Below are 26,673 nucleotides of genomic sequence, written 5' to 3'. Positions count from 1 at the left end.
GCCCGGTGGGATGTCTGTTGATCGGAAGGGCAAAGGCCTTGCGGGCAATGCACAGCTCATCGCCCAGCCGGCTTATCAGAGATCTGGTTGCTGCGGAAAGCCGTTCCTGCGCCGTCTCATTCCCGTGCTCATCGTCTTTTCCTGATCGTGGTGGCCGGCCTGCATTTCATTTCGCTGAGGAACTGGCGCCCGATGACGTCGAGAACAGCGCGCCGGTCTGCGCTCGCGCTCGCCTCCGGCCAGCTCATCGCTGCTGATGTTTCGACAGAATCAGTCCGCAGGAACGGCCTTGAGCAGGTCAGCCGCACCGCTTCGCTCTCCGAGGGCCATGTGCTGGCCTTCACGAATGAGAAGTTCACCGTTTCGGCCGTAACGCCGCGCTCCACGCGCTGGTATGGCCGCGCACTGGATGAAATTATAAGCGACGGGCAGCCGCTTTTCCTGTTCGGCGAGCGGGCCGGCGTCATCCCCGTCAAAATCGACGGCGCCGACTGGTTCGCGGCTGTGGCCATCGACACCACTGAAAAACGGGCCGCGGCCGCGCTGATTCCGCAGGATGCGGTTTTCGCGCAGTGGCGCCGGACCGTGTCGCTGAACGTTTCACTGTTCGTGCTGACGGCAAGCGTGCTGATCGTCATCCTCTACGCCTATTTCAGCCAGGCGGCCCGCGCGCAGGCTGCCGACCGCGTCTATCTCGAAGGGCAGCAGCGCATCGACATGGCGCTGGTGCGTGGCCGCTGTGGCCTGTGGGACTGGGACATGGTGCGCGGCAAGATGTACTGGTCGCCCTCCATGTACGACATGCTGGGTTACGAGCCCTGCGACGCCATGCTTTCCTTCGGTGAGGTCGATCGCATCATCCATCCAGACGACGGCAATCTGTTCGAGATCGCCAATCGCGTCATGGCCCGCGAGATCGACCAGATCGACCGGGTGTTCCGCATGCGCCACGCCAATGGCCAGTGGGTCTGGATGCGGGTACGCGCGCAGGTCGTCGACCCGGATGCGTCCGAAATCCAGCTCATCGGCATCTCGATGGACGTGAGCGAGCAGCGCCATCTCGCCCTGCGCTCGGAAGCGGCCGACCTGCGGCTGCGCACCGCAATCGAGAACATCACCGAATCCTTCGTGCTGTGGGACCCGGCCGACCGGCTGGTGATGTGCAACTCAAAATTCCAGCAGGACAACGGCCTCTCCGACCATGACGTGGTGCCGGGCGCACATCGCGTGGCACTGGAGGAGCGGATGCAGGCCTTCGCCTCCGAACGCAGGCTGGCCAATGTCAACGGCCCGCGCGGCGGCACCACCTATGAGCGCCAGCTTGCCGATGGCCGCTGGCTTCAGGTCAACGAACTGAAGACGCGCGACGGCGGCACGGTGGCGGTTGGTTCCGACATCACCCAGATCCGCCAGCATCAGGACAAGCTGCTCGACAGCGAGCGCCGGCTGATGGCAACGATCCACGACCTCAGCCTCGCGCGCCGCGCCGAAGAGGAAAAGGCGCGCGAACTGGCCGAGCTGAACCGCAAGTATATCAAGGAAAAGGACCGCGCCGAGGCTGCGAACCAGGCCAAGTCCGAATTCCTCGCCAACATGTCGCATGAATTGCGAACCCCGCTCAACGCCATCATCGGCTTTTCGGAGCTGATGGCGCAGAAGCTGTTCGGCCCGCTGGGATCCGACCGCTATGAGGAATATGCGACCGACATCAATTCCAGCGGCAAGTATCTGCTCGGGGTGATCAACGACATTCTCGACATGTCGAAGATCGAGGCTGGCCAGTTCTCCATGGACCGCGAGGAGATCGACCTGTGCCCGCTCATCCGCGAGACGGTGCGGGTGGTGTCCCTGCAGGCAGCGGAAAAGAAGATCACGGTCGAAACCAAGATCGCCGAGACCCTCAAGCTCTACGCTGACCGCCGCGCCATCAAGCAGATCGCGCTCAACCTGTTGTCGAACGCGGTCAAGTTCACCGGCGAAGGCGGACGCATTTCCGTTCGCGCACGCCATGCGTCGGGCGCGCTGATCCTGTCCATCGAGGACAATGGCTGCGGCATTCCCAAGCATGCGCTGAAGAAGCTTGGCCGCCCCTTCGAGCAGGTGCAGAACCAGTTCTCCAAGAACCACACCGGATCCGGCCTCGGCCTCGCCATCTCGCGCTCGCTGGCGGAACTGCATGGCGGCGCGCTCAAGATCCGCTCCACCGAAGGCACGGGCACCATCGTTTCCGTGAGGATCCCGGCCACGGCAAAGAAGAAGCCCGCCGGTCAGCCCATGAAAGCTGCGGCCTGACTACCCGGCCTTGCCGCCAACGATCCTTTCGAAATCGTCTCGTACCGTTTCCGACATATCCCTGAGCTGGGCTTCCATGACGGAGAAATCCGGGATCGCGGTAACCGCTAGCAGCAGATCGGCAAGCCCGGGCGGAACATCTTCCTTGTCGAAATGTCCGGTCAGGCACAGACGGATGATCTGCGTCAGTGACAGATAGAAGGCGAAAGCCTGCATCAGATTTTCGCGCATACCGGCATCGGCATAGTCGGGTGCGAGATTGGCGAGAACATCGACCGTTGCCGTTGTTCCGGGCTTTCCAGTGAATTTTCCGGTCAGAACCGCCACCTGCGCGATAAACTCAAGATCGATGAGACCACCGGGAATGAGCTTGATATCCCACAGATCGCGCGGCGGCTTTTCCTCGTCGATCATGCGGCGCATCTTCAAAGCCTCGTCGCGCACTTTCGCCGCGTCGCGCGGTTGGGCAAGGATGTCGGCAACTTCTGCCGCTATGTCGGCGCAAAGCTGGCGGTCGCCAGCCACCGGACGTGCCCGGGTCAGCGCCATCTGCTCCCAGACCCAGGCTTCCTGCCGCTGATATTTGCGGAAGGCGTCCATATGGGTCGCCACCGGCCCCTTGTTGCCGGAAGGGCGCAGGCGCAGGTCGAGCTCGTAAAGAACCCCCTCGGCAGTCGGGGCCGAGACCGCCGCGATCAGTCGCTGCGTAAGTCGGGTGTAATAGTGGGCGGGCGCGAGCGGCTTGTCGCCGTCCGATTCCTCCGCCTCCGGATCGTGATCGTAGAGAAGGATCAGGTCCACGTCCGAACCGGCGGTGAGCTCCTGGCTGCCGAGCTTGCCCATGCCGAGCAATGCCACCCGGCCCTGTGCAATGCGGCCATGACGCCTCTCGAATTCCGCCGAGACGGCATCGAGCGCCGCACCAAGGGTGAGATCGGCAAGGTCCGAGAAAGCCCGCCCCGCCTTGCGCGCATTGATGGAGCCGGCAAGAAGCCGCACGCCGATGAGGAATTTCTGTTCGGCCGCAAAGATACGCAGCCGGTCGAGCACTTCCTCGTAAGGCCGGTCGCCGTCCAGAAAGGCGATGAGCCGCGCGGCCAGATAGGCCCGGTCGGGCAATTCGCTGAGCAGTGCCGGATCGAGCAGCCCGTCAAACACATGCGGGCGCCGGGTGATGATGGCAGCCAGACGCGGTGCTGCCCCCATGATCGTCGCCATGAGGCGCAGCAGCGCCGGATTGGATTGCAGCAGCGAAAAGAGCTGCAATCCGGCCGGCAGACCGGACAGGAACTCGTCGAAGCGCATCAGCGCCTCGTCCGCGCGCCGCGTCTTGCCGAAGGCTTCCAGCAAGGCCGGCGTCAGCTCCGTCAGCCGCTCGCGCGCCTCGGCGGAGCGCGTGACCCGATAGCGGCCGAAATGCCAGGCGCGGATGACGCGGCAGATGTCGCTGGGGCGCTGGAAGCCCAGCGTGTGCAGCGTCTGCAAGGTGTCGGGGTCGTCGACATCGCCGGTGAAGACGAGATTGCCGACACCGGACGAAAGCTCGGGCGCCGCCTCGAAGAGCGCGGCGTAGTGGCCCTCGACCTCTATCAGAGAAGCGCGAAACGCCTGCGAGAACGCATCGGCGCTGCCGAAGCCCATCATGTAGGCAATTCGCTCCAGCCCCTCGTCATCCTCCGGCAGCATATGGGTCTGCTCGTCGGCGACCATCTGGATTGCATGCTCGACACGCCGCAGAAACCAGTACTGTCGGGTGAGTGCATCGCGCGCGTCCTCCGTGATCCAGCCATTGCCTGCGAGCTGAGCGAGCATGGAAACAGTCTCTCGCCCCCGCAACTCGGGAAAACGCCCGCCAGCTATGAGCTGTTGGGTCTGCACGAAGAACTCGATCTCGCGGATGCCGCCGCGCCCGAGCTTGACGTTGTGGCCTTTCACGGCGATTTCGCCATGCCCCTTATGGGCATGGATCTGGCGCTTTATGGAGTGAACGTCCGCGATCGCAGCGTAGTCCATGTATTTGCGCCAGACATAGGGGCGCAACTCTTTCAGGAAGGCTTCGCCGGCGGCAATATCGCCAGCTACAGGGCGCGCCTTGATCATGGCGGCGCGTTCCCAGTTCTGGCCGCGCCCTTCATAGTAATTGAGGGCCGCGCCCACCGGAATGGCGAGCGGGGTGGAGCCGGGATCGGGGCGCAGCCTCAGATCGGTGCGGAACACATAGCCGTGCTCGGTGCGGTCCTGCATGATGCGCACCAGACGCCGCGCAAGCCGCGAGAAAACATCCGTCGCCTCCATCGGGTCGCCGACCACCGCCTTGTGATCGAAGAACAGGATGAGGTCGATATCGGAGGAAAAGTTGAGCTCGTGCGCGCCGAGCTTGCCCATGCCGAGCACGATCAGGCCACTGTCGCGCGCGGGCTCCTTCGGGTCCGGCAGCTTCAGCTTTCCCTGCCGGTCGAGATCGGCCAGCAGGAAAGCGCATGCGGCGCGAACACAGCCTTCGGCCAGTACGCTGAGGCGAAAGACCGTCGTTTGAGTGTCGGACTCCCCTGCAAGGTCGGCCAGAGCCATCAGGAAATGTGCCTCCGTTTTGAAGAGGCGAAGCCGTTTCATGAGTTCGGCCTCGGAAATCCCCTCGCCTTGCCACGAAGCATCTATGTCGGCGGCGATCGCCTCCAGCCGTTCGGCAACCGTCTGGTCGAAAAGAGCGTCGAGCATGCGGGGCCTGCGCCGCGCCAGATCACGCAGAAAAGGCGACAGATCGAAAACGGCAGCCAGAAAGAGGCGGGCATCGCTGTCATGTGCCAGGAATTCCGCAAGGCGGGGCAGATCGCTTTCCGCGGCACTGGCGGCGATATCGCCGAGTACGGCCCCGGCATGGCTTTCATCGAGCGGCCTGAGTTGCAGCGAGGGATTCAGCAGCAGCACGGATGCCGCGCGGTCGGCCACGGGTATGGAAGCCATAGGGGGTCAGGACCTGTCCTTGTCGGGAAACACCATGACCACGGATAATCCGGGATCAGCAGGCAAAAGATCAAGCCTGCCGCCATGAAATTTCATCACAGCGCCCGCGAGACTGAGGCCAAGCCCTGATCCCGGCTGCGAGCGGCTTTTTTCCAGCCGCACGAAACGCTCCGTCGCGCGCACGCGATCCTCCGGGTCCGGGATGCCGTGGCCGTTGTCCGTCACCGAAAGCCGGATCTCGCCATCGGCGCGTTCGAGCCTGACGCTCACGCGCGGGCCTGCATCGGCATCCGCCGAATATTTGATGGCGTTGTCGACGATGTTGGACAGCGCCTGAGCGATCAGTTCGCGGTTGCCGCTGACGGTCGTCGCCTCCATCGGCCCGGCTTCCAGCGCAACGCCGCTGTCCTCTGCAAGAGGCTCGTAAAGCTCGACGACATCGCGGACGGCTTCCGCGAGATCGACGCCGGTCATGCTCTCGGCCGAATAGCCTGCCTCCAGCCGGGAGATCATCAGGATGGCGTTGAAGGTCTTGATGAGCTGATCCGATTCGGCAATCGTGGCTTCAAGCGCCGCGCGGTAATCGGCGGGCTTCTGCTTGCCGGCCAGAGTTGCCTCGGCCCGGTTGCGAATGCGGGTCAATGGCGTCTTCAGGTCGTGGGCGATGTTGTCGGAAACCTGCTTCAGCCCCTCATTGAGGGTGTCGATACGCGTCAGCATGGCATTGAGATTTTCCGATAGCCGATCGAACTCGTCGCCGGCACCGGTCGTCGGCAGGCGGCCGCTGAGATCGCCCCCCATGATGCGGCGGCTGGCGGCGGAAATGCCGTCGATGCGCTTGAGTGCGGCGCGGCCCACGAAAAACCAGATGACAATGCCGCCGATGCCCATCATGCCGAGCGCCAGCATCAGCGAATGGTTGACCACCTCGCGGAAGCGTTGCGGCTCGCCCAGATCGCGGCCGACCAGCAGAATCATCTGGTTTGGAAGGCGCAGCACCAGCGCCAGCGCATCATGCCCGCGCACCTGCGCGCGCTGCGTTTCGTTCTGGCCGCTTTCTGCCCGTTGACGCTCCGTCTCGGTCTCGCCGTAGCGGCGATAGTAGAAGGGGCGCGTCGTCCAGCCCTCCGTCTCCAGAACGCCGGGTTCGAGGCTTTCGACGTTTCCCGTGAGAATTTGGCCATTGGCATCAGCCAGCAGATAAAGATTGGCGCCCGGCTGGCGCGCGCGCTGCTCGACCACCCGCACCAATGTCGGCAGGCCGCCGCGCTGATAGGCGCGGCCGAGGCTCAGAACTTCTTCATTGATGGTTTCCTGCGTCTGCGTGGCCAGCATGCGCACCGACAGCGAGGTCATGTAGAAAACCAGCAGGGTGGCGCAAAGGGCAAAAAGCAGCAGGAAAAGCGCAGAAAGGCGCGCCGCCGTCGTCTTCATGATGGCTGGCATCGGCAGCGCCATGGCCCTCAATGGCCCTCAGCCGTGCTTCAGCATGTAGCCGGCACCACGCACGGTGTGCAGGATCGGCTTGTCGAAGCCCTTCTCGATCTTGCCGCGCAAGCGGGAAACATGCACGTCGATGACGTTGGTCTGCGGATCGAAATGATAATCCCAGACATTCTCCAGCAGCATGGTGCGCGTGACCACCTGCCCGGCATGGCGCATCAGATACTCCAGCAGCCGGAATTCGCGCGGCTGGAGGGTGATTTCCTGCCCTGCCCGCTTGACGGAGTGAGACAGGCGATCGAGTTCCAGATCGCCGACGCGGTAAACGGTTTCGCTCTCGCGGCTGCCGGCGCGCCGGTTCAGAACCTCGACGCGGGCCAGCAGTTCGGTAAAGGCATAGGGCTTGGTGAGATAGTCGTCTCCGCCGGCGCGAAGGCCGGTCACACGGTCATCCACTTCGCCCAGCGCCGACAGGATAAGTACAGGCGTCGTATTCCCCCGCGAACGCAGGCCGGCAATGACGGACAGGCCGTCGCGCCGTGGCAGCATGCGGTCGACCACCATCACGTCATAGTCGCCGGCATCGGCCAGCGCAAAGCCGGTTTCACCGTCGCCAGCGACATGGGCGGTGTGGCCGGCTTCCGAAAAAGCCTTCTCAAGATAGTCCGCTGCTTCGCGGTCGTCTTCAATGACGAGAATCTTCATCGCATCACTATAGGTGATTCCGGCATTCATGGTGGAGGATTGCCCGTTCCGGGATTGGCTCGGAAGAATTGCCGGCCGCTGCACAATGGTGCAGCGGCCGGAAGCGGGGTCAGCCCTGATTGATAGGCAGCGCCACGAAGCGGTTGGCGGAATCGCGGCTGATCTGCACCAGCACGGATTTGCGGCCCGCCTTGGCGGCCTTTTCCATGGCGTCGGTAACGTCCTTGACGCTGGCGACATCCTCGGAATTCACCGCCGTGATGACATCACCTGTGCGGATACCGCGATCGGAAGCATCGCTGTCTGGATCGACATCGGTAACGACCAGGCCCTTGCCGTCATCCGCGGTCGTCACGGTGAGACCAAGATCGGCCAGCGTGTCGGAGGAAGAGGACGAAGGCGCGGAATTGTCAGCCGATGCCTGCTTGTCCGCGCCCGGAAGCGCCCCGAGCTCGACCTTCACGGTTTCCGCCTTGCCGTTGCGCCACACGTTCATGTCAACGGTGGTCCCCGGCGCATAGCCGGCAATCACCCGGGCCAGATCGCGGGAGGACGATACATCCTTGCCGTTCACCTGCGTGATGACATCACCGGAAACAATGCCGGCCTTCTTCGCGGGGCTGTCGTCCTGCGCATTCGCGACGATCGCGCCCTTGTCGGACTGCAGCCCAAGCGATTCGGCGATTTCCTTGGTTACCGGCTGGATTTCCACACCGAGCCAGCCACGGGAAACCGACCCGTCCTTGATCAGGCCTTCGACCACCTGCTTCGCGGTGGAGGCAGGGATGGCGAAGGCGATGCCGACATTGCCGCCCGAAGGCGAGAAGATGGCGGTATTGATGCCGACAACCTGACCACTGAGGTTGAACGCGGGACCGCCGGAATTGCCGCGGTTCACGGCAGCGTCGATCTGGATGAAGTCATCATAGGGGCCGGCGCCGATGTCACGGCCACGCGCGGAGACGATGCCGGCCGTCACCGTGCCGCCAAGGCCGAACGGATTGCCGACAGCGACCACCCAGTCACCGACGCGCACGTTGGAGTCGTCGGCAAAGTCGACATAGGTGAATTTGGTGTCGCTATCGACCTTGAGCACGGCCAGATCGGTGCGCTCATCCTTGCCGACCAGCTTGGCATCGAGTTCCTTGCCGTCATTGGTGACGATGGTGAACTCCGTTCCGTTGTCGACAACGTGGTTGTTGGTGACAAGATACCCGTCCTCGGAGATGAAGAAGCCGGACCCCTGCGCCACGGGACGCGGCTTGGCCGGACCGCGGCGTTCTGCGCGCGGATGGGAATCACGGTCACCGAAACCGCGGAATTCGCGGAAGAAGCGGCGCATGGGGTGATCGGGGGGCAAGTTGCCGAAGCCTTCTTCGGGGAAGCCGAAGCTCTGGCCGCGATCGGAGGTCTGCTCGACCTTGGCCTTGACGCGGACGCTGACGACTGCCGGCGTTACATTGGACACGACGTCGGCGAAACTGGGAACCTGAGGCGCTTCGACGCGAACAGCCTCGGCGAACACCGGGGCGGTGCCGGCAGTTACGGCGGTAAAGCCAACGGCGCCGGCAATGGCGAGGGAAGCAGCGGCAGCAGCAAGGCTCCTGCTCCTGCGGGAAACCACATTTGAGATGCTGGTCATCAATCTCGATCCTTCTTGCACTGGATGCTTATGAAGCATCATCGCAGGCAGAGATAGGACACGGGACCTTACGGCGCCATTTCCGCTTGATGAAACTTTGTTAATGTTGCGAAGGGGGATCGCGGCGCAGCACTTCTTCAAGCGCAGCGCGTTCATCGTCACTGAGGCCCGCCTCTGCCACCGGGCGCTTGCGCCGCGAGGCAAGCAGCACGAACGCGCCGCCCGCCACGAGAAGGGCAAAGGGTGCGATCCACAAAAGCATGGTCTGCGTATTGAAGCGCGGCCTGAGCAGCACGAACTCGCCATAGCGGGAAACGACGAAATCGATCACCTGCTTATCCGAGTCACCGGCCTCAAGTCGCTCGCGGACAAGCACACGCAGGTCGCGGGCCAGATCGGCATCCGAATCGTCGATGGACTGGTTCTGGCAAACCAGACAGCGCAGGCCGGCGGAGATATCGCGCGCCCGCTGCTCAAGCGCGGGATCAGCGAGAATCTCGTCTGGCGTCACCGCGCGCGCCGCCGGCGAAAGCAGTACGGCAGCACAGAGTATGGCAAAGGCCGCGCGGCGCATCATGTCACGCTGCTCCCGCAACAGGGGCCGCTGCATTCTTCCTGCCGCGACGCGCCGGCGCACCGACACGCAGGCGCCTGTCCAGCAACGACATCGTGCCGCCCGCCATCATGACAAGGCCACCGCCCCAGATCAGGATGACGAAAGGCTTCCACCAGATACGCACGACCATGCCGCTGCTGGTGTCCTCGCCAATGGAAATGTAGAGCTGGCTGAAGCCCAGCGTGGCGATGCCGGCTTCCGTCGTGTTCATCCGGCGCACCGGATAGAAGCGGCGCGACGACCAGATTTCGCGGCGCACTTCGCCAGCAGGGCCAAGCAATGAGAAATGCGCCCGTTCGTCATTGTAGTTCGGGCCGCGAACCTCGACCATATTGTCGAAACGCACCCTCTTGCCGGACAACTCCGTAATATCGCCTGGCTTCATGGTCAGTACGCTTGCGGCGCCGAAGCAGATGGCGCCCACAAGCCCAAGCACCGTCAGGCCAAGCCCGAGATGGGCGAAAGCGGTTCCGAATACGGAACGCGGCAGACCGATGAACCGTCTCACCGCAACGGAAGGGCTCACATTGCCGATACCCGCCTTAATGGCCAGATCCGTCAGCGCTCCCAGCACCAGCCAGACCGCCAGCCCCACGCCGAAGGCGGCAATGGCGGAAGAACCATCGATCAGGAACGCGGTGACCAGCGCCGCGATCAGGGCTGCGCCAAAGGCGAACATCAGCCTTTGTGCTGCGGCCATCACATCGCCCCGCTTCCACGCCAGCAGCGGGCCGAACGGCACCAGAAGCAGCAGCGGCACCATCAGGGGAATGAAGGTGAGATTGAAGAAGGGCGGTCCAACTGAAATCTTGTCGCCGGAAATGGCTTCGACCAGCAGCGGATAGAGCGTGCCGATGAACACCGTTGCCGTCGCGGTGGTCAGGAACAGATTGTTCAGCACGAGCGAGCCTTCGCGGGAGATCGGCTGGAAAAGCCCGCCCTGCGTCAGCGATGGGGCCCGCCATGCGAACAGCGCCAGCGACCCGCCGATGAACAGCATCAATATGCACAGGATGAACACCCCGCGCGAGGGATCGGTAGCGAATGCGTGAACGGAAGTCAGCACGCCCGAACGAACAAGGAAGGTGCCGAGCAGCGACAGCGAAAAGGTGAGGATCGCCAGCAGCAGCGTCCAGATCTTGAGTGCCGAACGCTTTTCCATGACGATGGCCGAATGCAACAGCGCTGTTCCGGCCAGCCATGGCATGAAGGAGGCGTTCTCGACCGGGTCCCAGAACCAGAAGCCGCCCCAGCCCAGTTCGTAATAGGCCCAGTAGGAGCCCATCGCGATGCCGCCTGTCAGGAACACCCACGCAACCAGCGTCCACGGGCGGACCCAGCGCGCCCAGGCCGCGTCGATGCGTCCCTCGATCAATGCTGCAACCGAAAAGGCAAAGCAGATCGAGAAGCCGACATAGCCGAGATAGAGAAGCGGCGGGTGAATGGCGAGGCCGATATCCTGAAGGATCGGATTGAGATCCCGGCCTTCTATCGGCGCTGGAGACATACGGGTGAACGGGTTCGACGTAATGAGGATGAACAGGAAGAAAGCGACCCCGACAGCCCCCTGAACGGCCAGAACGGTGGCCTTGAGAGATGCGGGCAGATTGTTGCCGAACACGGCGACCAGCGCGCCGAAGAAAGTCAGGATCAGCACCCACAGAAGCATCGAGCCTTCATGGTTTCCCCACACGCCGGTGATCTTGTAAAGCATCGGCTTCGCCGAATGGGAGTTCTCCCATACGGTTTGCAAGGAAAAATCCGACTGGGCATAGGCGACCGTCAGGACGACGAAGGACAACGCCGTGAAGGCGAAACCCGCAAGCGTCACGGGTATGGCCGCCGCCATCATGCGCTCGTCGCCGGCGCGCGCGCCGATCAGCGGAACAGTCATCTGCACAAGGCCCAGCGCCAGTGCCAGAATAAGCGCGAAGTGACCGATCTCAACCATGACGCCGCCTACTCATTATGTTGCCACAAGCCCTTTTCCTTCAGGCTGTCGGCAACTTCCTTGGGCATGTAGTTTTCGTCATGCTTGGCCAGAACGGTGTCTGCGACAAACCCGCCATCGGCCCCGAAGGCGCCCTCGGTGATGACGCCCTGCTCCTCGCGGAACAGGTCGGGGAGAATGCCCTTGTATGTGACCTTAACCGTCTCGGCGATGTCGGTGACGGCAAAGGTCACGGACGCATCCTCGCCACGAACAATGGAGCCCTTCTCCACGATGCCGCCAAGGCGGATACGCTGGCCGGGCTGCAATTCGGCGGCGGCAAGATCGCCCGGCGTGTAGAAATAGGATGCCTTCTGCCCAAGCGCCACGAAGGTCAGCGCCGTGGCAGCGCCGAGAAAAGCCAATCCTCCGATAATGACAGCTAGCCGTTTCTGCTTGCGGGTCATAAACCTCATTCCGTCATTTTCAGGCCATTTGCCGAGGCGAAGGCGACAAGCATGCGTGCCTCTTCGCTTTGAGGTCCGAAAGCCGCCGCCGCACGCGCCAGCGCGTCTCTGGCTTTTTCTTCGTCACCGAGCACCAGATGCGAGCGGATGAGCTGCTTCCAGCCTTCGGCATCCTTGGGATTCTCACGCAGGCGTTCGTCCAGCCGCTCCACCATTCCGGCGATCATATCAGCGCGGTCGCCAGCCGACATCCCCGCGGCGGCCTCGACCTCGTCCTGACCGGGGCCTCGCGGCGCCTGCCCTGCCTGCACAAGGGCCTGCTCGGCCGCATTGCGCCAGGGCGAACCTTCCGGCAGGTCATCTCGCATCCGGGTCCAGCCTGCGACCGCCTCATCCATATGTCCATCCTGTGCGGAGGCCATCGCCACGAAGAAGCGTGCTTTCGGATTGGCGCCATCGTGCTTCAGCGCCATGGCGAAAGCGGCGCGCGCGTCGTCGGCTATTCGGCCACCTGCCATATTGATCCTCGCCTCGCCAAGGCCGGCTTGCCGGTCGGCGCTCGAACCGAGAAGCTTGATGGCGTTTTCATAGGCCAGCGAGGCTTCGGCAAATCGCTGTGTGCGCATGTAGATGGGCGCCAGAACGTCCCAGCCTTTGCCATCTGAAGGATTGGCCGCCAGATGCGCCTCGGCGCGGGCCACGAGTTCCTCAACCGTGCTCTCGGCAGGATTTCTGGTCAGCCGCTCGCTCAGCGGCTGCGACGGCAGATCGGGCGAGCCCAGATTGGCATAGATAGTCCAGCTGATCAGCGGAACAGCCAGCACCGCCGCGGCCGAAACCAGACGAAGCCCTGTGCCGCCGCGGGAAACAGAAGCCGGTGCAGAAGACGTATCGCCGAGGCGCAGGATACGACGCCCGATTTCAGCGCGTGCCTGCTCCGCTTCCGAAGCAAGGATCAGGCCCCGCGCCAGATCGCGGTCCAGTTCCGCAAGCTGGTCCCGATAAACCTCGAGATCATGCCCGGTACCCGACTTGTCGGATTCGGGTCGTGCAGCAAGAGGCAGCAAAACCGCCAGACTCGCGCCCAAAGTCAAGACAGCGGAAAGGACCCAGAACAACATTCCGACTAAATAGCCTCAGCGCTCCGGACTGCCAACATCACGGGCCTGCGACCCTTTGACGAATCTGCGGGAGCGCCGGCTGGGAACTACCCATCGTTCAGGTCAGCGGTGTCCAGCTCCCGTCTGAATTCCGGCAGGCGGTGCCGCGCGCGGTGGCTCCGGCGCCCCCGGTGTAAACCGTGTGCGTGTATTGCCGGCAATCCTGCGAACCAACGCGATAGGGCTGCGCGGCCACCACCTCGCCGTAACGGTTGGGCTGGCTGCCTTTCCATGTTACGGGCTGGCCGCTTGCGGTGTATTCGAGAGCCTTATACTCGGCTTCCAGCCCGTTACGTCGCTCAGCGCCGCTCAGCCCGGAACCTATCGAGCCGCTGACAAGACCGCCGCCCATTGCCGAAATTACCGTGGAAGGCAGTTGACCGCCGGGCTGTGCCGTCCCGCCGCTGCGGCCTATCCCTGTCGTGCTGCAGCCGGCCAGCATGAGTGAGCCTGCAACCAGAACCAGACGAACGCTCATTTTATCCCCTGCCCGCTAACACTGCATTTTCCGGACGTGATCCGCATTAATATCCCACTTTGGCTGAAATTGGGTTCGCCACAAGCTTACGCATCACTCAATTTTCCGTAGTTGAATCGCAACCTTGAGCCCACCCAGATCTGCGCGCTCCAGATAAAGCTTTCCACCATATTCATTGACAAGGTCTGTCACGATCGACAGGCCAAGGCCGGTTCCGGGCTTGCTTTCATCCAGACGACGTCCCCGTTTCAGGGCCTCACGCGCCTTGTCTTCCGGGATTCCCGGCCCATCATCTTCGATGACAATCTCGAGCAGATAGGGCTGGTCTTCCACCTCAGGCAGGGATTTTACGGATATCGAAACCTTGCTTCGCGCCCACTTCATCGCATTCTCAAGCAGGTTTCCAAGCATCTCTTCGAGATCTTCGCGCTCCCCTGCGAAGACAAGCTCTTCGTCCGGAAGGGAAACGGAAATGGCCATGTTCGGGTTTAGCTTGCCCATGACCCTCGCAAGACGCTCGATGATCGGCCTGACCGGCGTGCGATAAACCACGCTGTCGCGCTGCGCGGCCACGCGGGCGCGTTGCAGATAATGTTCTACCTGCTGCTGCATCGAGGCGGCCTGCTCCGAAAACAGCCGGCCTTTTTCACCACCAAGCGCCCGCCCTTCATTGAGCATCACCGCCAGCGGCGTTTTCAGCGAATGGGCCAGATTGCCAACCTGCGTTCGCGAGCGCTCGACGATGCGGCGGTTGTTCTCGATCAGCGCATTGGTTTCGTTGGCGAGCGGTTCGATTTCCGCCGGGAATCGGCCATCCAGCCTCTGTGCCGTTCCCTCGCGAACCATGGCGAGTGCATCGCGAACCCTGCGCAACGGTTTCAGACCATACAGAATGGCGATTGCGTTTATGGCGATCATGCCAAGACCGAATATGGACAGATAAACCAGCAGACGCCGCTGGAATGCCGCGATTTCCTGTTCCAGCTCGCTTTCATTGCCCATCACACGAAAACGGGCGATCTGGTTACCAGTGTCCAGAACGAATTCGCTCTCGAAAACAGCGAGGTGCTCGCCGGCAAGACCGTCGGCCATATAGCTGCGCTGGAATTCGACATTGAAGGGCACTTCCGAAGTGCTTGGCGAGGGGATGGCTCCCGTCATGGATGACGAGCGCAGGCCACCCGTGATTCCGTTCGATGCCGGCTCCACCGACCAGTACCAGCCGGATCGCGGCTCGGAAAAGCGCAGGTCGCCAAGATCCGGCGCGCCCGTCAGGGCACCGCTCTCCGAGACGCCGACCGACCCGATCAGGTTGAACAGATGGGCGGAGAGAAGGCTGTCGAACCCCCGTTCGCTGGCCTGCCGGTAGAGGGTAGTGATGAGAGTGAAAACGACGATCTGCGCCAGAACCGCCCAGATTGTCGAGAAGGCTATGACCCGGAAGGTCAGAGAGCGCGGCCAGAAGCGCATCCGTCCAAAAACGCCGGAACGTTTGCCTGTGCGTATCCGTGGATTGGCAGGCTGACCGGTCGACTTCAAGCCTCAGGCTCTCGAATGCGGTAGCCCATGCCGCGCACGGTTTCGATCAGGTCAACGCCCAGCTTCTTGCGCAACCGGCCCACGAACACCTCGATCGTGTTGGAATCGCGATCGAAATCCTGATCGTAGAGATGCTCGACCAGTTCGGTTCGCGAAACCACCTCGCCCATATGGTGCATCAGATAGGCCAGCAGGCGGAACTCCAGCGACGTAAGTTTCAGAGGAACACCGTCGACATCCGCCTTGGACGACTTTGTATCGAGCCGCAGGGGACCGCAGACGAGTTCGGATGAGGCATGGCCGGCGGCTCGCCTTATCAGCGCGCGGAGCCGGGCCAGAACCTCTTCGATGTGAAAGGGCTTTGCGACATAATCGTCGGCGCCGGCATCGATACCGGCAACCTTGTCGCTCCACCGGTCGCGAGCGGTGAGCATGAGGACCGGCATCTTGCGGCCATCGCGGCGCCATCGCTCCACCACGCTGATCCCATCCATCTGCGGCAGGCCGATGTCCAGCACGACAGCGTCGTAAGGCTCAGTGTCACCGAGAAAATGGCCTTCCTCGCCGTCAAAGGCCTTGTCCACAACATAGCCCGCATCAAGCAGCGCCTCGGCAATCTGCCTGTTCAGATCCACATCATCTTCGACGACGAGCACACGCATTGAAAACGATCCTGCCTGTAACGGCCAGTCGGCCAGGGTCCTGTCAGCTATAGAGCGATTCCGGAATCATTGAAATGAAACGCGAATCATCCTTTCGGGACAACGATCTCGGTCCGGCGAGGCCGCTCGCCGTCCTTGCCGGGCACCAGCACGACAATGACGCAGACCGCCTGACCGCCCTTGTTGGCTTCGGAAGCCTTGGCCAGCGTGCCGCCGTTCTGGGCCGCCACCTGCTGGCCGATCGAATAGCAATCGGCAGCGGCGGCGGGCGGCGCCAGCATGGCGCCGGCGCAAATCGCCAGCATCGTTGCCCGGATCATGTTTCTGAACTTTTCCATACTCAACGTTCTAACCCGCCATGGCTGAACGCGAAATGAATACCGAACCCACTGCGCATCTCCCCCCAACCAGGCATTTGCACAAAAAAGGCCTCAAGCGAGGCAATGTTTCATGATCCTAACCTATCCTGTCCTTTGCAGACAACCTGCCGATGATTGCAATAAGTCCGGCAACTGCACTCACCCCCTGCAAAAGCGTGTCGGTGATCAGGGTGCCGTCGGCAGCATCGAAGGGCGATCCGGCAGCACCTGCCACACCCGTCAGAACCGCCACAGCCGATGCCCAGATGGTGCGCGAAAGATACCAGGGTTTGGTCTCAGTCATTGACTGTTCCTTTCTCAAACCGTTTTTCAGATGATTTTCAGATGGGAAGAGCTGGGGATTCCCCAGCCGGTCGGCCCACCTGCCTGACGAACCGTCACTTCCAGCGCTCCGGGGCGAACACCGAAATCCGCTGCGATCAGGGCTTCGGGATAAAGCCAGTTCGGCTGTGGGGTGGAGAGGGTCCGCACTGTCTCGCCGCCCGGACCTGCGATCTCGATCCTGTATTCTTCCTTTTCCTCGCCAAGCGGAATGTCGGGAAGATCCCAGCCGTCGGCATCGAGGCGTCCGCGACGTTTCCAGGAAAGCATGACATCCGCTCCGGCAAGACGCGCACTGAGATGAACCGGCGCCAGTGGAATCCGGGCCCGCAGGCCTCCGATCTGGCGGCTGGTTGCAAAATGCAGATCAGATATGTCAGTTGCCGCCGGTCCGATCTTCCAGTTCAGCTCCAGACCGATTTCAGATGGTGCCAGGCCGGCCGGTACGACCGCATCGTCGAGGATCACGAAATCGGAACCTGAAGCAGCCCCTGCAAGCATCGCATCCGTGGTTCCCAGCTGGCCGCGCAACAATTCCGAAAGCATCCAGATATTATCGGCCACCTGTTCGGCACGCCTGAACTGGATCACCTCCCATGCGCCGGCTGCCGAACGCACCGCGGCGGCATTGGCGCCATTGAGCATCTGTTGCAGGCTGACACTTGCCGCATCCGCATCGAACAGTTCGACCCTGATATAGGAATTGCGCAAAACCCGGCCTTCCACGCCCGGTTCAAGGTCCTCGACCAGTTGCCCCAGCGAGGCCGGGCGCGTCAGCAACTGTCGCGAAGCAAAGCCGTCATCTTCGGGGGATGCGAAAACGATCTGGCTTCTCCACGGTTTTTGCCAGACGGCCACACGGAACTGCTCCGTCGGCTCCGTCCCGCCAGCACCGGCCGGCAGGTCGAGAAACAGGACATGCGGCTTGCCCGCCACCAGCGGCGGCGGCTGCAATACAGGCAAAACCGTCTCGCGCCAGGGTGCGGGCGCGGCACGGATGATCTGTCGCGCCTCCACCTTGCGCGTCATCCCGTCATCGATGCCGGTGATGAGGAAATCGGAATTGGTGGCCGAGGCGGGCAGCGTCACCAGAGCGCCGGGGCTGAAATCGGCATTGGGCTGTGGCACCGCGAAGGAAACAGTTTCCCTCTGATACCAGACACGTTTCAGCCAGTCGTCCAGCAGGGCACCTGCCTGCCCCGGTTCCAGAACGCCCGGGAAATGGATCATGTGCTGGCGCGCGCCGGGCACGCCGGTGCGGGTACGCCGGACTGTCGCCGCCTGATAATCCTGCGACGGATTGACGAAGCTGATCAAGGCTTCGGCCGGCAGCTCGTGATCGGGAATGCGAACCGTTTCCAGCACGGTCTCCGCATCGTCCACGACCAGATCATCGGCCTCGATCACCGCACCGGCTCCCGCCCCCGAGCGTTCGACAACCAGCCTGCCGTTTTCCTCGCGCAGGCTCAGATCGAACAGCTCGCAAAGCGGCTCGATCGCCGCGCGGGCGGTGGCGGGGTCGGCGATCACATAGCCCTGAACCGATCCTCCCACCTCGCCGATGATGGCATCGTCATATCCATGATCGGCCAGAATGGCATCAACGAGCGCGCCGACATCGGGATTGCAGAGCCGTCCGTTCAGCCAGTGGCCCCGGCTCCAGTGGGGCCCGTCCGACCAAAGGTCGGCGCGCTGGGGAAATGCCGGGAACGGGCGCGTGTCCCAGGCCCACAGATAGGTCCTCTCGAAATCGACCATTCTGCCGCCATAGACGGGCGAAAGCGGATTGTTCGCTTCCTCGAAGTCTTCCGCTGCGGGGTCCCAATGTTTCATATGCGCTTCGAGAAAACGAAGCTGCGCCAGATCGGAGCGGCCACCCGACGAGAAATAGGGCGTGAAGCTCTCGGCCGATTTCGGGTCCGGGAACACATTCGGCTGGTTTGGGCCTTTGTCGACGGCAGGGCAGCCCAGTTCCGTGAACCAGATCGGTTTTTTCCTGGGAATCCAGTCGGTTGGCGATGTTTTCTCGGTGCCGGCGATCCGGTCGAAATGCTGGCTGGACCACCAGCTGGCGATGTCCTTGTAGCGGAAAACCCATGGCTTGCCGTGCACTCCGTCGGATATGGCCAAGCGCATGCGCGCCTCACGCGCCGCCCCATCCGGATAGTACCAGTCGAAGCCTTCGCCTGCGGCGATGGATGCACCAAGCCCCTGCAAGTCATAGGGACCGGAAAATCCGTCGGGATTGCCGCCGCCGTAATCCCCGTCACGCCAGTCGGAAAGCGGCATGTAATTGTCAATGCCGACCGCATCGATCGCCGGATTTGCCCACAAGGGGTCCAGATGAAAGAAGACGTCGCCCGAGCCGTCAGGCGGATGATAGCCGAAATACTCGCTCCAGTCGGCGCCGTAGCTCAGGCGCGTCTGGGCTCCCAGCACCGCGCGCACATCCGCCGCCAGTAAACCGTAATGGTCCTCCAGAGGATGGAACAGCGTCAGATGCACAGCACTGCCCGCATCCAGCATCACCCGCCGCCGCGCTGCACCTTCCCGGTGATCCAGCGCCACCGGCCAGCCGGAGGCATCCGTCACCACCGTCACACGGTCGGGGCGTAAGAGATGCAGCTCGCGCGCCTCGCCCCCCGCATCGACCAGTTCCACATAGGCGTTGCCGGCCAGCAGAAGATGTCCGTAGAGCGCTTCCAGAAAAGTCGCGCCGGCCTGTCGCTGGTTCGGCCGTTCGAGCAGGTCGAGCAGCGGGTGCGTCTCGATCTCGCGAACGCCCTCATAGAGCAGCCATGGAATGCTTGCCGCCGACTCCGCGATGAGCCGGACCGCGCGGTGCACGATCGGGTTGCGCATAAAACCTTCGCGGGCCAGCGTCGCATAGTCGCGACGAGTCCAGTTCGCCTCGCCCTGCGCATGAAAGGCTATGAAGCCGGTTCCCCCGGCCTCCTTGGTTTCGAGACGTGCACCATCGTTCCCCATGCTTCGGGGCCAGGGCCATTTCCAAGCCATTGCAGATCCTGTCGGTTAAAGAATATCGCGGATGCGCGGCGCCGAGCCCCGACCGGACGTCAGTTCGGTAATCGCCCAGACCAGCGCATCCATGCGGTCCGGCGAGCGACTGCCGGGCAGACCGTCCGGGCCGAAGTCGCACATTTCATCTTCCAGTTCGGGAAAGCGTCCGGCGTGGCGCACCCTGCCCTGCTGGTAAAGTGCGGCCACCGGCTCGGCCCGCAGCCACTTGCCCCGGCTCGCCCGCACCGGCTTGACCGGCACCGCCGGATCGACCGTGTGCAAGACGGCCGTCGCCATCTCGCCACCCTGATTGACCTCGACCACCAGGCAATCCGCCTGAAGCCGGTGAAACAGGGCGATGGCCTTCTTCGCCCATTGCTGCGGCTTTGCTTCACGCACCGTCTCGTCGGCCAGCACCACGGCAAAACCCTCGGCGTTCAGTCCGGCCGCCACGATGCCGCAGGCGTCCGATGTCCGGCGCGAGCTTGCAGGCGGATCCACGGCTACCACGATGCGCTGCAATTCCATCGAGGAAGCGCCGGTAATCGCCTGCTCCAGCATGGAGCGCGACCACAAAGCATCCTCGCGATCCTCGATCAGTTCGCCGCCGAGTTCCTGCCGCCCGAGCCGCGTTCCCGCATAGCGCCTTTCGATCGCCTCGATAAAACCCGGCGCCAGATTGGCGCGATTCTCATGCGTGCCGAGCCGCGTCAGCATCATAGCCGGATCGGCCAGCAGCCGCTTCATCAGCGGTGTCGGTCGCGGCGTGGTGGTGATGAGCTGGCGCGGCCGTTCGCCCAGCCTCAGGCCGAATTGCAGCATGTCGTAGGTCGCCTCGGCGTTCTTCCATTTGGCGAGCTCGTCGCACCAGGCGGCCGCGAATTGCGGCCCGCGCAGGCTTTCGGGGTCTTCGGAGGAAAACACCTGCGCCACCGCACCGCTCGGCCAAAGGAGCCGCCGCCGAGAAGCCTCGTAGCGGGGCCGGTCGCCCCGCGCCACGCTGGCGATGCCGGAAGGACCGTCGATCATCACCTCGCGCACATCGCCAAGCGTTTCGCCCACCAGCGCGATCAGGCCATGACGGGCACCGGGCCGCGCGAAAGGTGGCAGTCCCCGCGCCAGCGCGATCACCCATTCGGCGCCCAGCCGGGTCTTGCCCGAACCGCGCCCACCCATCACCAGCCAACCGGCGGGGTCATGCCCGAGCTGGATCTGGTTGGCGCGCCCACGGATCAGCCATTCACGCGCCGCCCTCAGTGCCTCCTGCGGTTCCAGATTGTTCCTCAACCAGTCGAGCTGCGAATTCACGTGCAAGCTCGACGATGCGCTCCTCGATCCGTCGCAACGTTTCGGCAAGGTCCTCATTATCCCTGATATGGTTTTCCCTGGCGGCTTCTTCCGGCCGCATGATTTCGCCGATCTTTTCCAGGCCACGGATCATCGCGATCAGCCCGTCTATGGCGCCCTTGTCGATGCTGCCGCCACCTTCAGCGGCCCTGCCCAGCTCCTCCACCTTGCACAGGACCATGCCGGCCGCCTTGCGGATGCGCACCGAGACATCCAGCGGGCCGGCTTGCGCCAGCTTCCAGCCTTCGTCGCGGGCCAGACGCCGAAGCGCCGTGGCCGACCGGCCACTGGCCTGCGCCAGCCGCTCGATCGTCGCATGCCCGCCCTCGGCCAGAACCCGCAGCGCATGCAAACGGGCCTGCAGTCCGGCCTTTGGCTCCGGCATGGTCCCTGCCTCATCAGAAATGTGTTGAATGGGGAAATGTGTTGAATGGATCGCAAATCGACCGACCTGGCCGGTTCCTGTGGGAGCCACCAGCGCCAGTCACACTTTTTTGACGATAACCAGACACTATCAGAGCAGCGTCACGGTGTCAAGAATTAATTCCTAGGATTTTTATCTTAAGCATGCCGTACACGCTTTGATTGAGAATCCCTCTTGCCGCCCTCTGGCGGATGGGGGAAAAGGAATGTGTGGGCGGTTTCTGACGGAGTGTTTCCGGCGCCCTTTTGCAGCCGGGCAGCTTGTAGATGGTCAGTCCCTTGGAGCCGAAGAAGAAACGTGGCCGTGTCGCCGCCTTCCTGCTGGCGATAGACGCCTGGCTTGACACCACCCTTTATGAAGTCGGCTTCAGGTTCCGCGAATTCTGGGAAGCCGCGACCATTTTCTTCCGCCGCTTCCGCGTCAAGGGCTGGCGGCGCGGCGTCATCGAAATTTTGAGCGAGGGTTTCACGCTGGGCGCGGGCGGTGCAGTCGTCATGCTGGCCCTTGCCATCCCGGCCTTTCAGGAAACGGGAGGCGACTGGCGCGCGCAGGACGATTTCGCCGTCACCTTCCTTGATCGCTATGGCAACGAGATCGGCCAGCGCGGCCTCATACAGCGCGATTCGGTGCCGGTGGACCAGATGCCCGATCACGTCATCAAGGCGGTTCTCGCAACCGAGGATCGCCGCTTCTTCGAGCACTACGGCATCGATTTTCTGGGCCTCATGCGTGCGATGACTGAGAATGTCCGCGCCAACTCCGTGGTTCAGGGCGGTTCCAGCCTGACCCAGCAGTTGGCCAAGAACCTGTTCCTGTCCAACGAGCGCACGCTGGAACGCAAGGTCAAGGAAGCCTTCCTGGCGCTCTGGCTGGAAGCGAACCTGTCGAAGAAGGAAATCCTCCAGCTCTACCTCGATCGCTCCTATATGGGCGGCGGCACCTTCGGCATCGAGGCGGCGGCCGATTTCTATTTCGGCAAGAGCGTGCGCGACCTGACGCTGGCGGAAGCCGCAATGATGGCCGGCCTTTTCAAGGCGCCCAGCAAATACGCGCCGCACGTCAACCTGCCTGCCGCCCGAGCCCGCGCCAATGTGGTTCTGTCAAACCTCGTCGACAGCGGCTTCATGACAGAGGGACAGGTTCTGCAGGCGCGCCGGCATCCCGCCGATGTCGTGGACCGCGGCGATCGCAAGAGCCCGGACTATTATCTCGACTGGGCGTTCGAGGAAGTCCGCAAGCTGGCCGCAAAATCGCGCCAGCATTCGCTGGTCGCGCACACGGCCTTCGATCCCAACATCCAGCAGGCTGCCGAAGAGTCCCTCGAGTTTCACCTGCGCCAGTATGGCAAGGATTACAATGCGACCCAGGGTGCCATCGTCGTCATCGAAACCAACGGTGCGGTGCGCGCCATCGTCGGTGGGCGCGATTATGGCGCCAGCCAGTTCAACCGCGCTACCAAGGCGCTGCGCCAGCCCGGTTCGTCCTTCAAGGCCTATGTCTATGCCGCCGCCGTGGAGCACGGCTTCACACCGGACACCATCGTGTCGGGCGCACCCGTCAGCTGGGGCAACTGGCATCCGGGCAACTACAACGGCGCCTCCGCCGGCCGCATGACGCTGACCACCGCCTTCGTCAAATCGATCAACACCGTTCCGGTCCGGCTCGCCAAGGACAGTCTCGGCATCAAGCCGATCAAGGAACTGGCTGAAGCGATGGGCGTGGAATCGACGCTGGAGTCGCACAAGACCATGGTGCTCGGCACCTCCGGCATGACGGTCATGGATCAGGCAACCGGCTACAGCGTCTTCCCGCAGGACGGCATGGCCGGCACCCGGCATGGCGTCACCCAGCTCGTCACCCATTCCGGCGATGTCATCTATGATTTTGGCAAGGACGCACCGCCCTCTCGCCGTGTCCTGTCGGAGCAGGCCGTATCCTACATGAACACCATGCTGGTGCAGGTGCCCGTCATCGGCACGGCGCGACGGGCTGCCCTTCCCGGCATCGTCTCCGGCGGCAAGACAGGCACCAGCCAGGCCTACCGCGATGCGTGGTATGTCGGCTTTACCGGCAATTACACGGCTGCCGTCTGGATCGGCAACGACGACTACAGCCCGACGCGCAACATGACCGGCGGCTCGATGCCGGCCATGGTCTGGCAGCGTCTCATGGCCTATGCGCATCAGAACATCGATCTGCGGCCGATCCCCGGCATCGCGCAGCCCTTCGTCGATGCGGCCACCGCCGCAAAGGCGCAGGAGGCCGCCAGGGCAAGCGCGCAGGCCGAGGCCGACCGCGCCGCTGCCGAGCGCCCTCCGGTCCTGTCCAGCCGCACGACGCAGTTGCTGCGCCAGATCAACCGGCAGTTCCTGTCCGCTCCGGCCCTGCGCCCCGAGTTGGATCCGGAGACGGTTTCGGCGCTGTGACGGTGCCAGCCACTTGCCAGAAGCCCTTCCCCCGCGATACCAGCTCCCAAAAGATCGATCGGGCCGATAAATGCTCAAGAAAGCCTTGCTGACGCTGATCGCGCTCGTCATTGCCATCGGCGGTGGCGCGGCCAGTGTCTGGTATGCCCTGCATGTCCAGAAGGGCGCAGGCGCCATCACCATCGGTGCATGGACCGCCTTCCCTGACATCGGCACCCCGGAGGCCGATCCCTACACCAATGCCCGTGTCGCCCGCGAGGGCGTTCTGGCGCTTGGCCGCGCCGAAGGTCTCGCCTTCGTTGCCGCGCACGATTCCGCCGGCCAGCCGCTGCTGCGCGAATGCGCCTATCGGATAGAGGGAAACCTTCCGGTCGCCCGTTTCTGGACGCTCTACGCAGCCGACCAGTCGCTCGATTTCATCCGCACCGGAAAGCTGCGCCCGGCTGCGTTGCAATCCTATCAGGTGCTGCGCCGGCCGGACAATTCGGTGCTCGTCGACGCCTCCCGCAGCCCCGCTCCCGGAAACTGGCTGATCACTTCGGGCGAAGGGCCCATGTATTTCGTGCTTACTTTCTACGACACCCCCATCGCCAGCAGCACCGGCCTGTCCGGCATCGAACTGCCGCGCATCGTGCCCAGGGGGTGCAATGCGTAAGCTGTTCTACGCGGTTCTGCTCGGTCTGGTCGGAGCCGGCATCGTCCACATCCTTGTCCTGATGATGGTTCCGGAATTGTCCGAGCGCGATGCCTGGTCACGGCTGTCGATGGCCTCCGATCTCTACCGCATGACCCCGCTCGAAGCGGAGAGCGGCGGCCAGCCGGTGGTGAAATCGGTCGACCCTCTGTTTCTGGCTGCCGCCTGCCGCTTCGATCTGAACGATGGCATCGTCCACGTTCAGGCCGCAGGCAAAGTGCCGTTCTGGTCGGTTTCGGTCTATGACCGCAACGGCCACAACATCTACAGTTTCAACGACCACAGCGCAGCCAGCGGCACGCTGGACACGGTTGTGCTCACCCCGGCCCAGATGCTGGAAGTGCGCCGGCAACTGCCGGACGATCTCGACGGCTCCATCTTCGTGGAAACGCCGATTGGCGAAGGCATTGTCGTCCTTCGCGCCTTTGTGCCGGATGAGAGCTGGCGCCCTGCCGTCTCCCGGTTCCTCGAACAAAGCGCCTGCAGGCTGAAGGAACTGTAGTTCGGCCTCAGTGCTTCGGTAAGGGCGCGGCATCGTCCGCTGGCAATGCCGTGCATTGGCCTTCCCGTGCCGGCGCAGTCTCATCCGCACGTTCGTAGCGGACGCCGGGGAAAATCACCACGGCGGCCGCCATGCCACAGAGTCCCGAAGGTTTTTTCATGCCCGCCTTTTGCGGCGTGAAAGACAATACGATGCCCATTTCGTGCATTCCTCTCGGTTGAACCGGAGCACAACGCAACGCCTCCTCCGTAAATAAGGCGCTCCGAGGGTTAACGGAGCGCTAACGGATCAGAGCTAATTTGAAACGAGTTCTGTCGGGCATGCCGCTTGTGGCCTGCCGGCTTCATCGCGTATTCTCAAGGCGTATCTTCGTGTCATCCTCGGATTTCCGGCAAATCGCGATCAGGACTGAAGCCGGCAAGGCTGAAAGGCTGTTTCGCGCCGCCATTTCCGCTTTCTGCGCGCTGACCCGCCCCTCGCGCCGGGAAATCGCCCAGCTTGACGACCTGACCCTGCCGCTGTTCGACGACGTCTCGACCGAAGCCCGGCGCTTTGCAGCCGCCGCCCTGTCCGAATGCGAAAGCGCACCGCCGGGGCTGGTCAAACGCCTGGCCAACGAGCCGGTGGAGATCTCGGCTCCGCTGCTGGTTCGCTCGCGCGCCCTCGGCAGCGTCGAGCTCATAGCGCTGATCGGTCGTCATGGCTTGCCGCATGCCCGCGCTATTGCCCGCAGAAAAGACCTCCACCCGACCATCGCAAGTCTTGTTCGCGCCCTGAACCGTCCCGCAGCGAAGACGACGGACGAGAACCCGCTCCCGTCCGGTCAGGCGGCCGACCGAACCCGCGAGCAGCTGCGAACGATCATGGTCGACAACGGGGGCCCCTCGCTCTCCATCGCACCCGCAACGGCCGGAACCTTCAGACGGTTGCTCGACGGCGCGCTCAGCGCCAATGCCGCCTTTTTTCAAACCGCGCTGGCCGATGCCCTCGGCGTGGAATTCGGCGGCGCCGTGAGGCTTGTCTCGCCTTCCGATCACTTTTTGCTTCTCGTTTCGCTGCGGGCGCTGGATTTGAGGGAAGCCGAAGCCTTCCTGATCGTAAGTGCTGCCTGCCCCGGTTCCTTTCCGGATGTGCCGAGCGTGCGCCTGTTCGTGGAACGCTACAGGGGCATGGAACGGCAAGCCGCCGTGGCAAAGGTTGCGGCATGGACGAAGACCGGCGGCTCACAGGCCGGTGATGCGGCGAAAACCCTGAAGGCCAGCTAGATCACGTCATGCCGAATGTCTCCATTCGGCTGCAAAATACTCTGATTTCAGTCCCTGATCGAAACCAGTTCCTCTATCGGCACCGATCCCACCTCGATTTCCACGACCCATATGTCGGGGTCGAAGCGCTTCTCGCGCTCGATCCGCGCATCCAGTTGCTCCGCGGTCTCATCCGGCGCGATGCGAACGAACAGCCTCTCGTCGGGCCGGGCTGAGTCATAGCTGGTCTGCGGCGCCGGGCCGAGCAGCGCCACGCTTCCGAACCTATCCCTGACGAGCAGGAAAGCGGCTCCCGCCTCGCCCGCGCCACGTTTCAGCACGGCAGCGAAGCCGCCGGCGCCGAAGACGCGTCGCACCAGCGCCGAGGCCCACAGATCAGTCGTCACGCGCATATC

At 63.0% G+C, this 26,673-nt stretch carries 22 protein-coding genes and 1 pseudogene; 5 read left to right on the top strand and 18 right to left on the bottom strand.

From position 1 onward, the window contains the following. The first annotated feature begins 10 nt into the window (after positions 1 to 10). Positions 11 to 2,292: pseudogene (locus MIC97_RS16890) on the top strand (ATP-binding protein). Here the strand turns inward: MIC97_RS16890 and MIC97_RS16885 are convergent. From MIC97_RS16885 to MIC97_RS16810, 16 genes are all read right to left on the bottom strand, one after another. Beyond that, a complete protein-coding gene (locus MIC97_RS16885; RefSeq protein ID WP_239798357.1) occupies positions 2,293 to 5,256 on the bottom strand; it encodes a bifunctional [glutamine synthetase] adenylyltransferase/[glutamine synthetase]-adenylyl-L-tyrosine phosphorylase in 2,964 nt (987 codons plus the stop codon). It lies immediately after the preceding pseudogene. A gap of 6 nt (positions 5,257 to 5,262) precedes the next feature. Then, the gene (locus MIC97_RS16880) at positions 5,263 to 6,714 is read right to left on the bottom strand and encodes a HAMP domain-containing sensor histidine kinase (protein WP_239800977.1); all 1,452 of its coding nucleotides are present in this window, start codon (positions 6,712 to 6,714) and stop codon (positions 5,263 to 5,265) included. Positions 6,715 to 6,729: 15 nt separating this feature from the next. Continuing rightward, positions 6,730 to 7,404, bottom strand: a complete 675-nt coding sequence (locus MIC97_RS16875) for a response regulator transcription factor (RefSeq protein WP_239801180.1) — start codon at positions 7,402 to 7,404, stop codon at positions 6,730 to 6,732. A gap of 109 nt (positions 7,405 to 7,513) precedes the next feature. Further along, positions 7,514 to 9,046, bottom strand: a complete 1,533-nt coding sequence (locus MIC97_RS16870; RefSeq protein WP_239798356.1) for a Do family serine endopeptidase — start codon at positions 9,044 to 9,046, stop codon at positions 7,514 to 7,516. Positions 9,047 to 9,146: 100 nt separating this feature from the next. Next, on the bottom strand, positions 9,147 to 9,620 hold the full coding sequence (locus MIC97_RS16865) for a cytochrome c-type biogenesis protein (RefSeq protein WP_239800979.1): 474 nt from the start codon (positions 9,618 to 9,620) through the stop codon (positions 9,147 to 9,149). Between the two features lie 4 nt (positions 9,621 to 9,624). Continuing rightward, on the bottom strand, positions 9,625 to 11,613 hold the full coding sequence (locus MIC97_RS16860) for a heme lyase CcmF/NrfE family subunit (RefSeq protein WP_239800976.1): 1,989 nt from the start codon (positions 11,611 to 11,613) through the stop codon (positions 9,625 to 9,627). 8 nt (positions 11,614 to 11,621) lie between these two features. After that, on the bottom strand, positions 11,622 to 12,059 hold the full coding sequence (ccmE, locus tag MIC97_RS16855) for a cytochrome c maturation protein CcmE (RefSeq protein ID WP_239798355.1): 438 nt from the start codon (positions 12,057 to 12,059) through the stop codon (positions 11,622 to 11,624). A gap of 5 nt (positions 12,060 to 12,064) precedes the next feature. Further along, positions 12,065 to 13,180 carry a c-type cytochrome biogenesis protein CcmI gene (ccmI, locus tag MIC97_RS16850; protein WP_239800975.1) on the bottom strand — a complete coding sequence of 372 codons (1,116 nt, stop codon included), beginning with the start codon at positions 13,178 to 13,180 and terminating at the stop codon, positions 12,065 to 12,067. 97 nt (positions 13,181 to 13,277) lie between these two features. Then, positions 13,278 to 13,697: a hypothetical protein gene (locus tag MIC97_RS16845; RefSeq protein ID WP_239798354.1), complete on the bottom strand. Its 420-nt coding sequence runs from the start codon at positions 13,695 to 13,697 to the stop codon at positions 13,278 to 13,280. 93 nt (positions 13,698 to 13,790) lie between these two features. Further along, positions 13,791 to 15,167 carry an ATP-binding protein gene (locus MIC97_RS16840; protein ID WP_239798353.1) on the bottom strand — a complete coding sequence of 459 codons (1,377 nt, stop codon included), beginning with the start codon at positions 15,165 to 15,167 and terminating at the stop codon, positions 13,791 to 13,793. A gap of 65 nt (positions 15,168 to 15,232) precedes the next feature. Then, positions 15,233 to 15,898, bottom strand: a complete 666-nt coding sequence (locus MIC97_RS16835) for a response regulator transcription factor (protein WP_239798352.1) — start codon at positions 15,896 to 15,898, stop codon at positions 15,233 to 15,235. An 86-nt stretch (positions 15,899 to 15,984) separates the two neighbouring features. Beyond that, a complete protein-coding gene (locus MIC97_RS16830; protein ID WP_239800978.1) occupies positions 15,985 to 16,218 on the bottom strand; it encodes a hypothetical protein in 234 nt (77 codons plus the stop codon). Positions 16,219 to 16,354: 136 nt separating this feature from the next. Beyond that, positions 16,355 to 16,561 (bottom strand): hypothetical protein, encoded by a 207-nt coding sequence (locus tag MIC97_RS16825; protein ID WP_239800974.1) that lies wholly within the window; start codon positions 16,559 to 16,561, stop codon positions 16,355 to 16,357. Between the two features lie 26 nt (positions 16,562 to 16,587). Then, positions 16,588 to 19,587 (bottom strand): phage portal protein, encoded by a 3,000-nt coding sequence (locus MIC97_RS16820; RefSeq protein WP_239800973.1) that lies wholly within the window; start codon positions 19,585 to 19,587, stop codon positions 16,588 to 16,590. A 45-nt stretch (positions 19,588 to 19,632) separates the two neighbouring features. Beyond that, a complete protein-coding gene (locus MIC97_RS16815) occupies positions 19,633 to 20,856 on the bottom strand; it encodes a terminase family protein (RefSeq protein WP_239801179.1) in 1,224 nt (407 codons plus the stop codon). Positions 20,857 to 20,860: 4 nt separating this feature from the next. Next, the gene (locus MIC97_RS16810; protein WP_239800972.1) at positions 20,861 to 21,352 is read right to left on the bottom strand and encodes a hypothetical protein; all 492 of its coding nucleotides are present in this window, start codon (positions 21,350 to 21,352) and stop codon (positions 20,861 to 20,863) included. A gap of 305 nt (positions 21,353 to 21,657) precedes the next feature. Between MIC97_RS16810 and MIC97_RS16805 the strand changes: the two genes are divergently transcribed. The 3 genes from MIC97_RS16805 (at position 21,658) to MIC97_RS16795 (ending at position 25,013) form a co-directional block, all read left to right on the top strand. Then, on the top strand, positions 21,658 to 23,817 hold the full coding sequence (locus MIC97_RS16805; protein ID WP_239800971.1) for a PBP1A family penicillin-binding protein: 2,160 nt from the start codon (positions 21,658 to 21,660) through the stop codon (positions 23,815 to 23,817). A 70-nt stretch (positions 23,818 to 23,887) separates the two neighbouring features. Further along, a complete protein-coding gene (locus MIC97_RS16800; protein WP_239800970.1) occupies positions 23,888 to 24,472 on the top strand; it encodes a DUF1214 domain-containing protein in 585 nt (194 codons plus the stop codon). Continuing rightward, positions 24,465 to 25,013 (top strand): DUF1254 domain-containing protein, encoded by a 549-nt coding sequence (locus tag MIC97_RS16795; protein WP_239800969.1) that lies wholly within the window; start codon positions 24,465 to 24,467, stop codon positions 25,011 to 25,013. The genes MIC97_RS16800 and MIC97_RS16795 overlap by 8 nt, the downstream gene beginning before the upstream one ends. A gap of 7 nt (positions 25,014 to 25,020) precedes the next feature. Here the strand turns inward: MIC97_RS16795 and MIC97_RS16790 are convergent, their stop codons facing one another. Continuing rightward, positions 25,021 to 25,212: a hypothetical protein gene (locus MIC97_RS16790; protein WP_239800968.1), complete on the bottom strand. Its 192-nt coding sequence runs from the start codon at positions 25,210 to 25,212 to the stop codon at positions 25,021 to 25,023. Positions 25,213 to 25,384: 172 nt separating this feature from the next. On the opposite strand from MIC97_RS16790, the gene MIC97_RS16785 reads away from it, so the two are divergent. Beyond that, a complete protein-coding gene (locus tag MIC97_RS16785) occupies positions 25,385 to 26,278 on the top strand; it encodes a hypothetical protein (RefSeq protein ID WP_239800967.1) in 894 nt (297 codons plus the stop codon). A gap of 47 nt (positions 26,279 to 26,325) precedes the next feature. Here the strand turns inward: MIC97_RS16785 and MIC97_RS16780 are convergent, their stop codons facing one another. After that, complete coding sequence (locus tag MIC97_RS16780; protein ID WP_239800966.1) at positions 26,326 to 26,670, bottom strand: DUF1491 family protein; 345 nt, start codon at positions 26,668 to 26,670, stop codon at positions 26,326 to 26,328. Positions 26,671 to 26,673: the final 3 nt, after the last annotated feature.

The organism is Aquamicrobium sp. NLF2-7 (genome assembly GCF_022359935.1).
GTDB lineage: Bacteria > Pseudomonadota > Alphaproteobacteria > Rhizobiales > Rhizobiaceae > Mesorhizobium > Mesorhizobium lusatiense.
The sequence above is the reverse complement of the archived record's forward strand: the minus strand, read 5'-3'. Positions and strand labels throughout refer to the sequence as shown.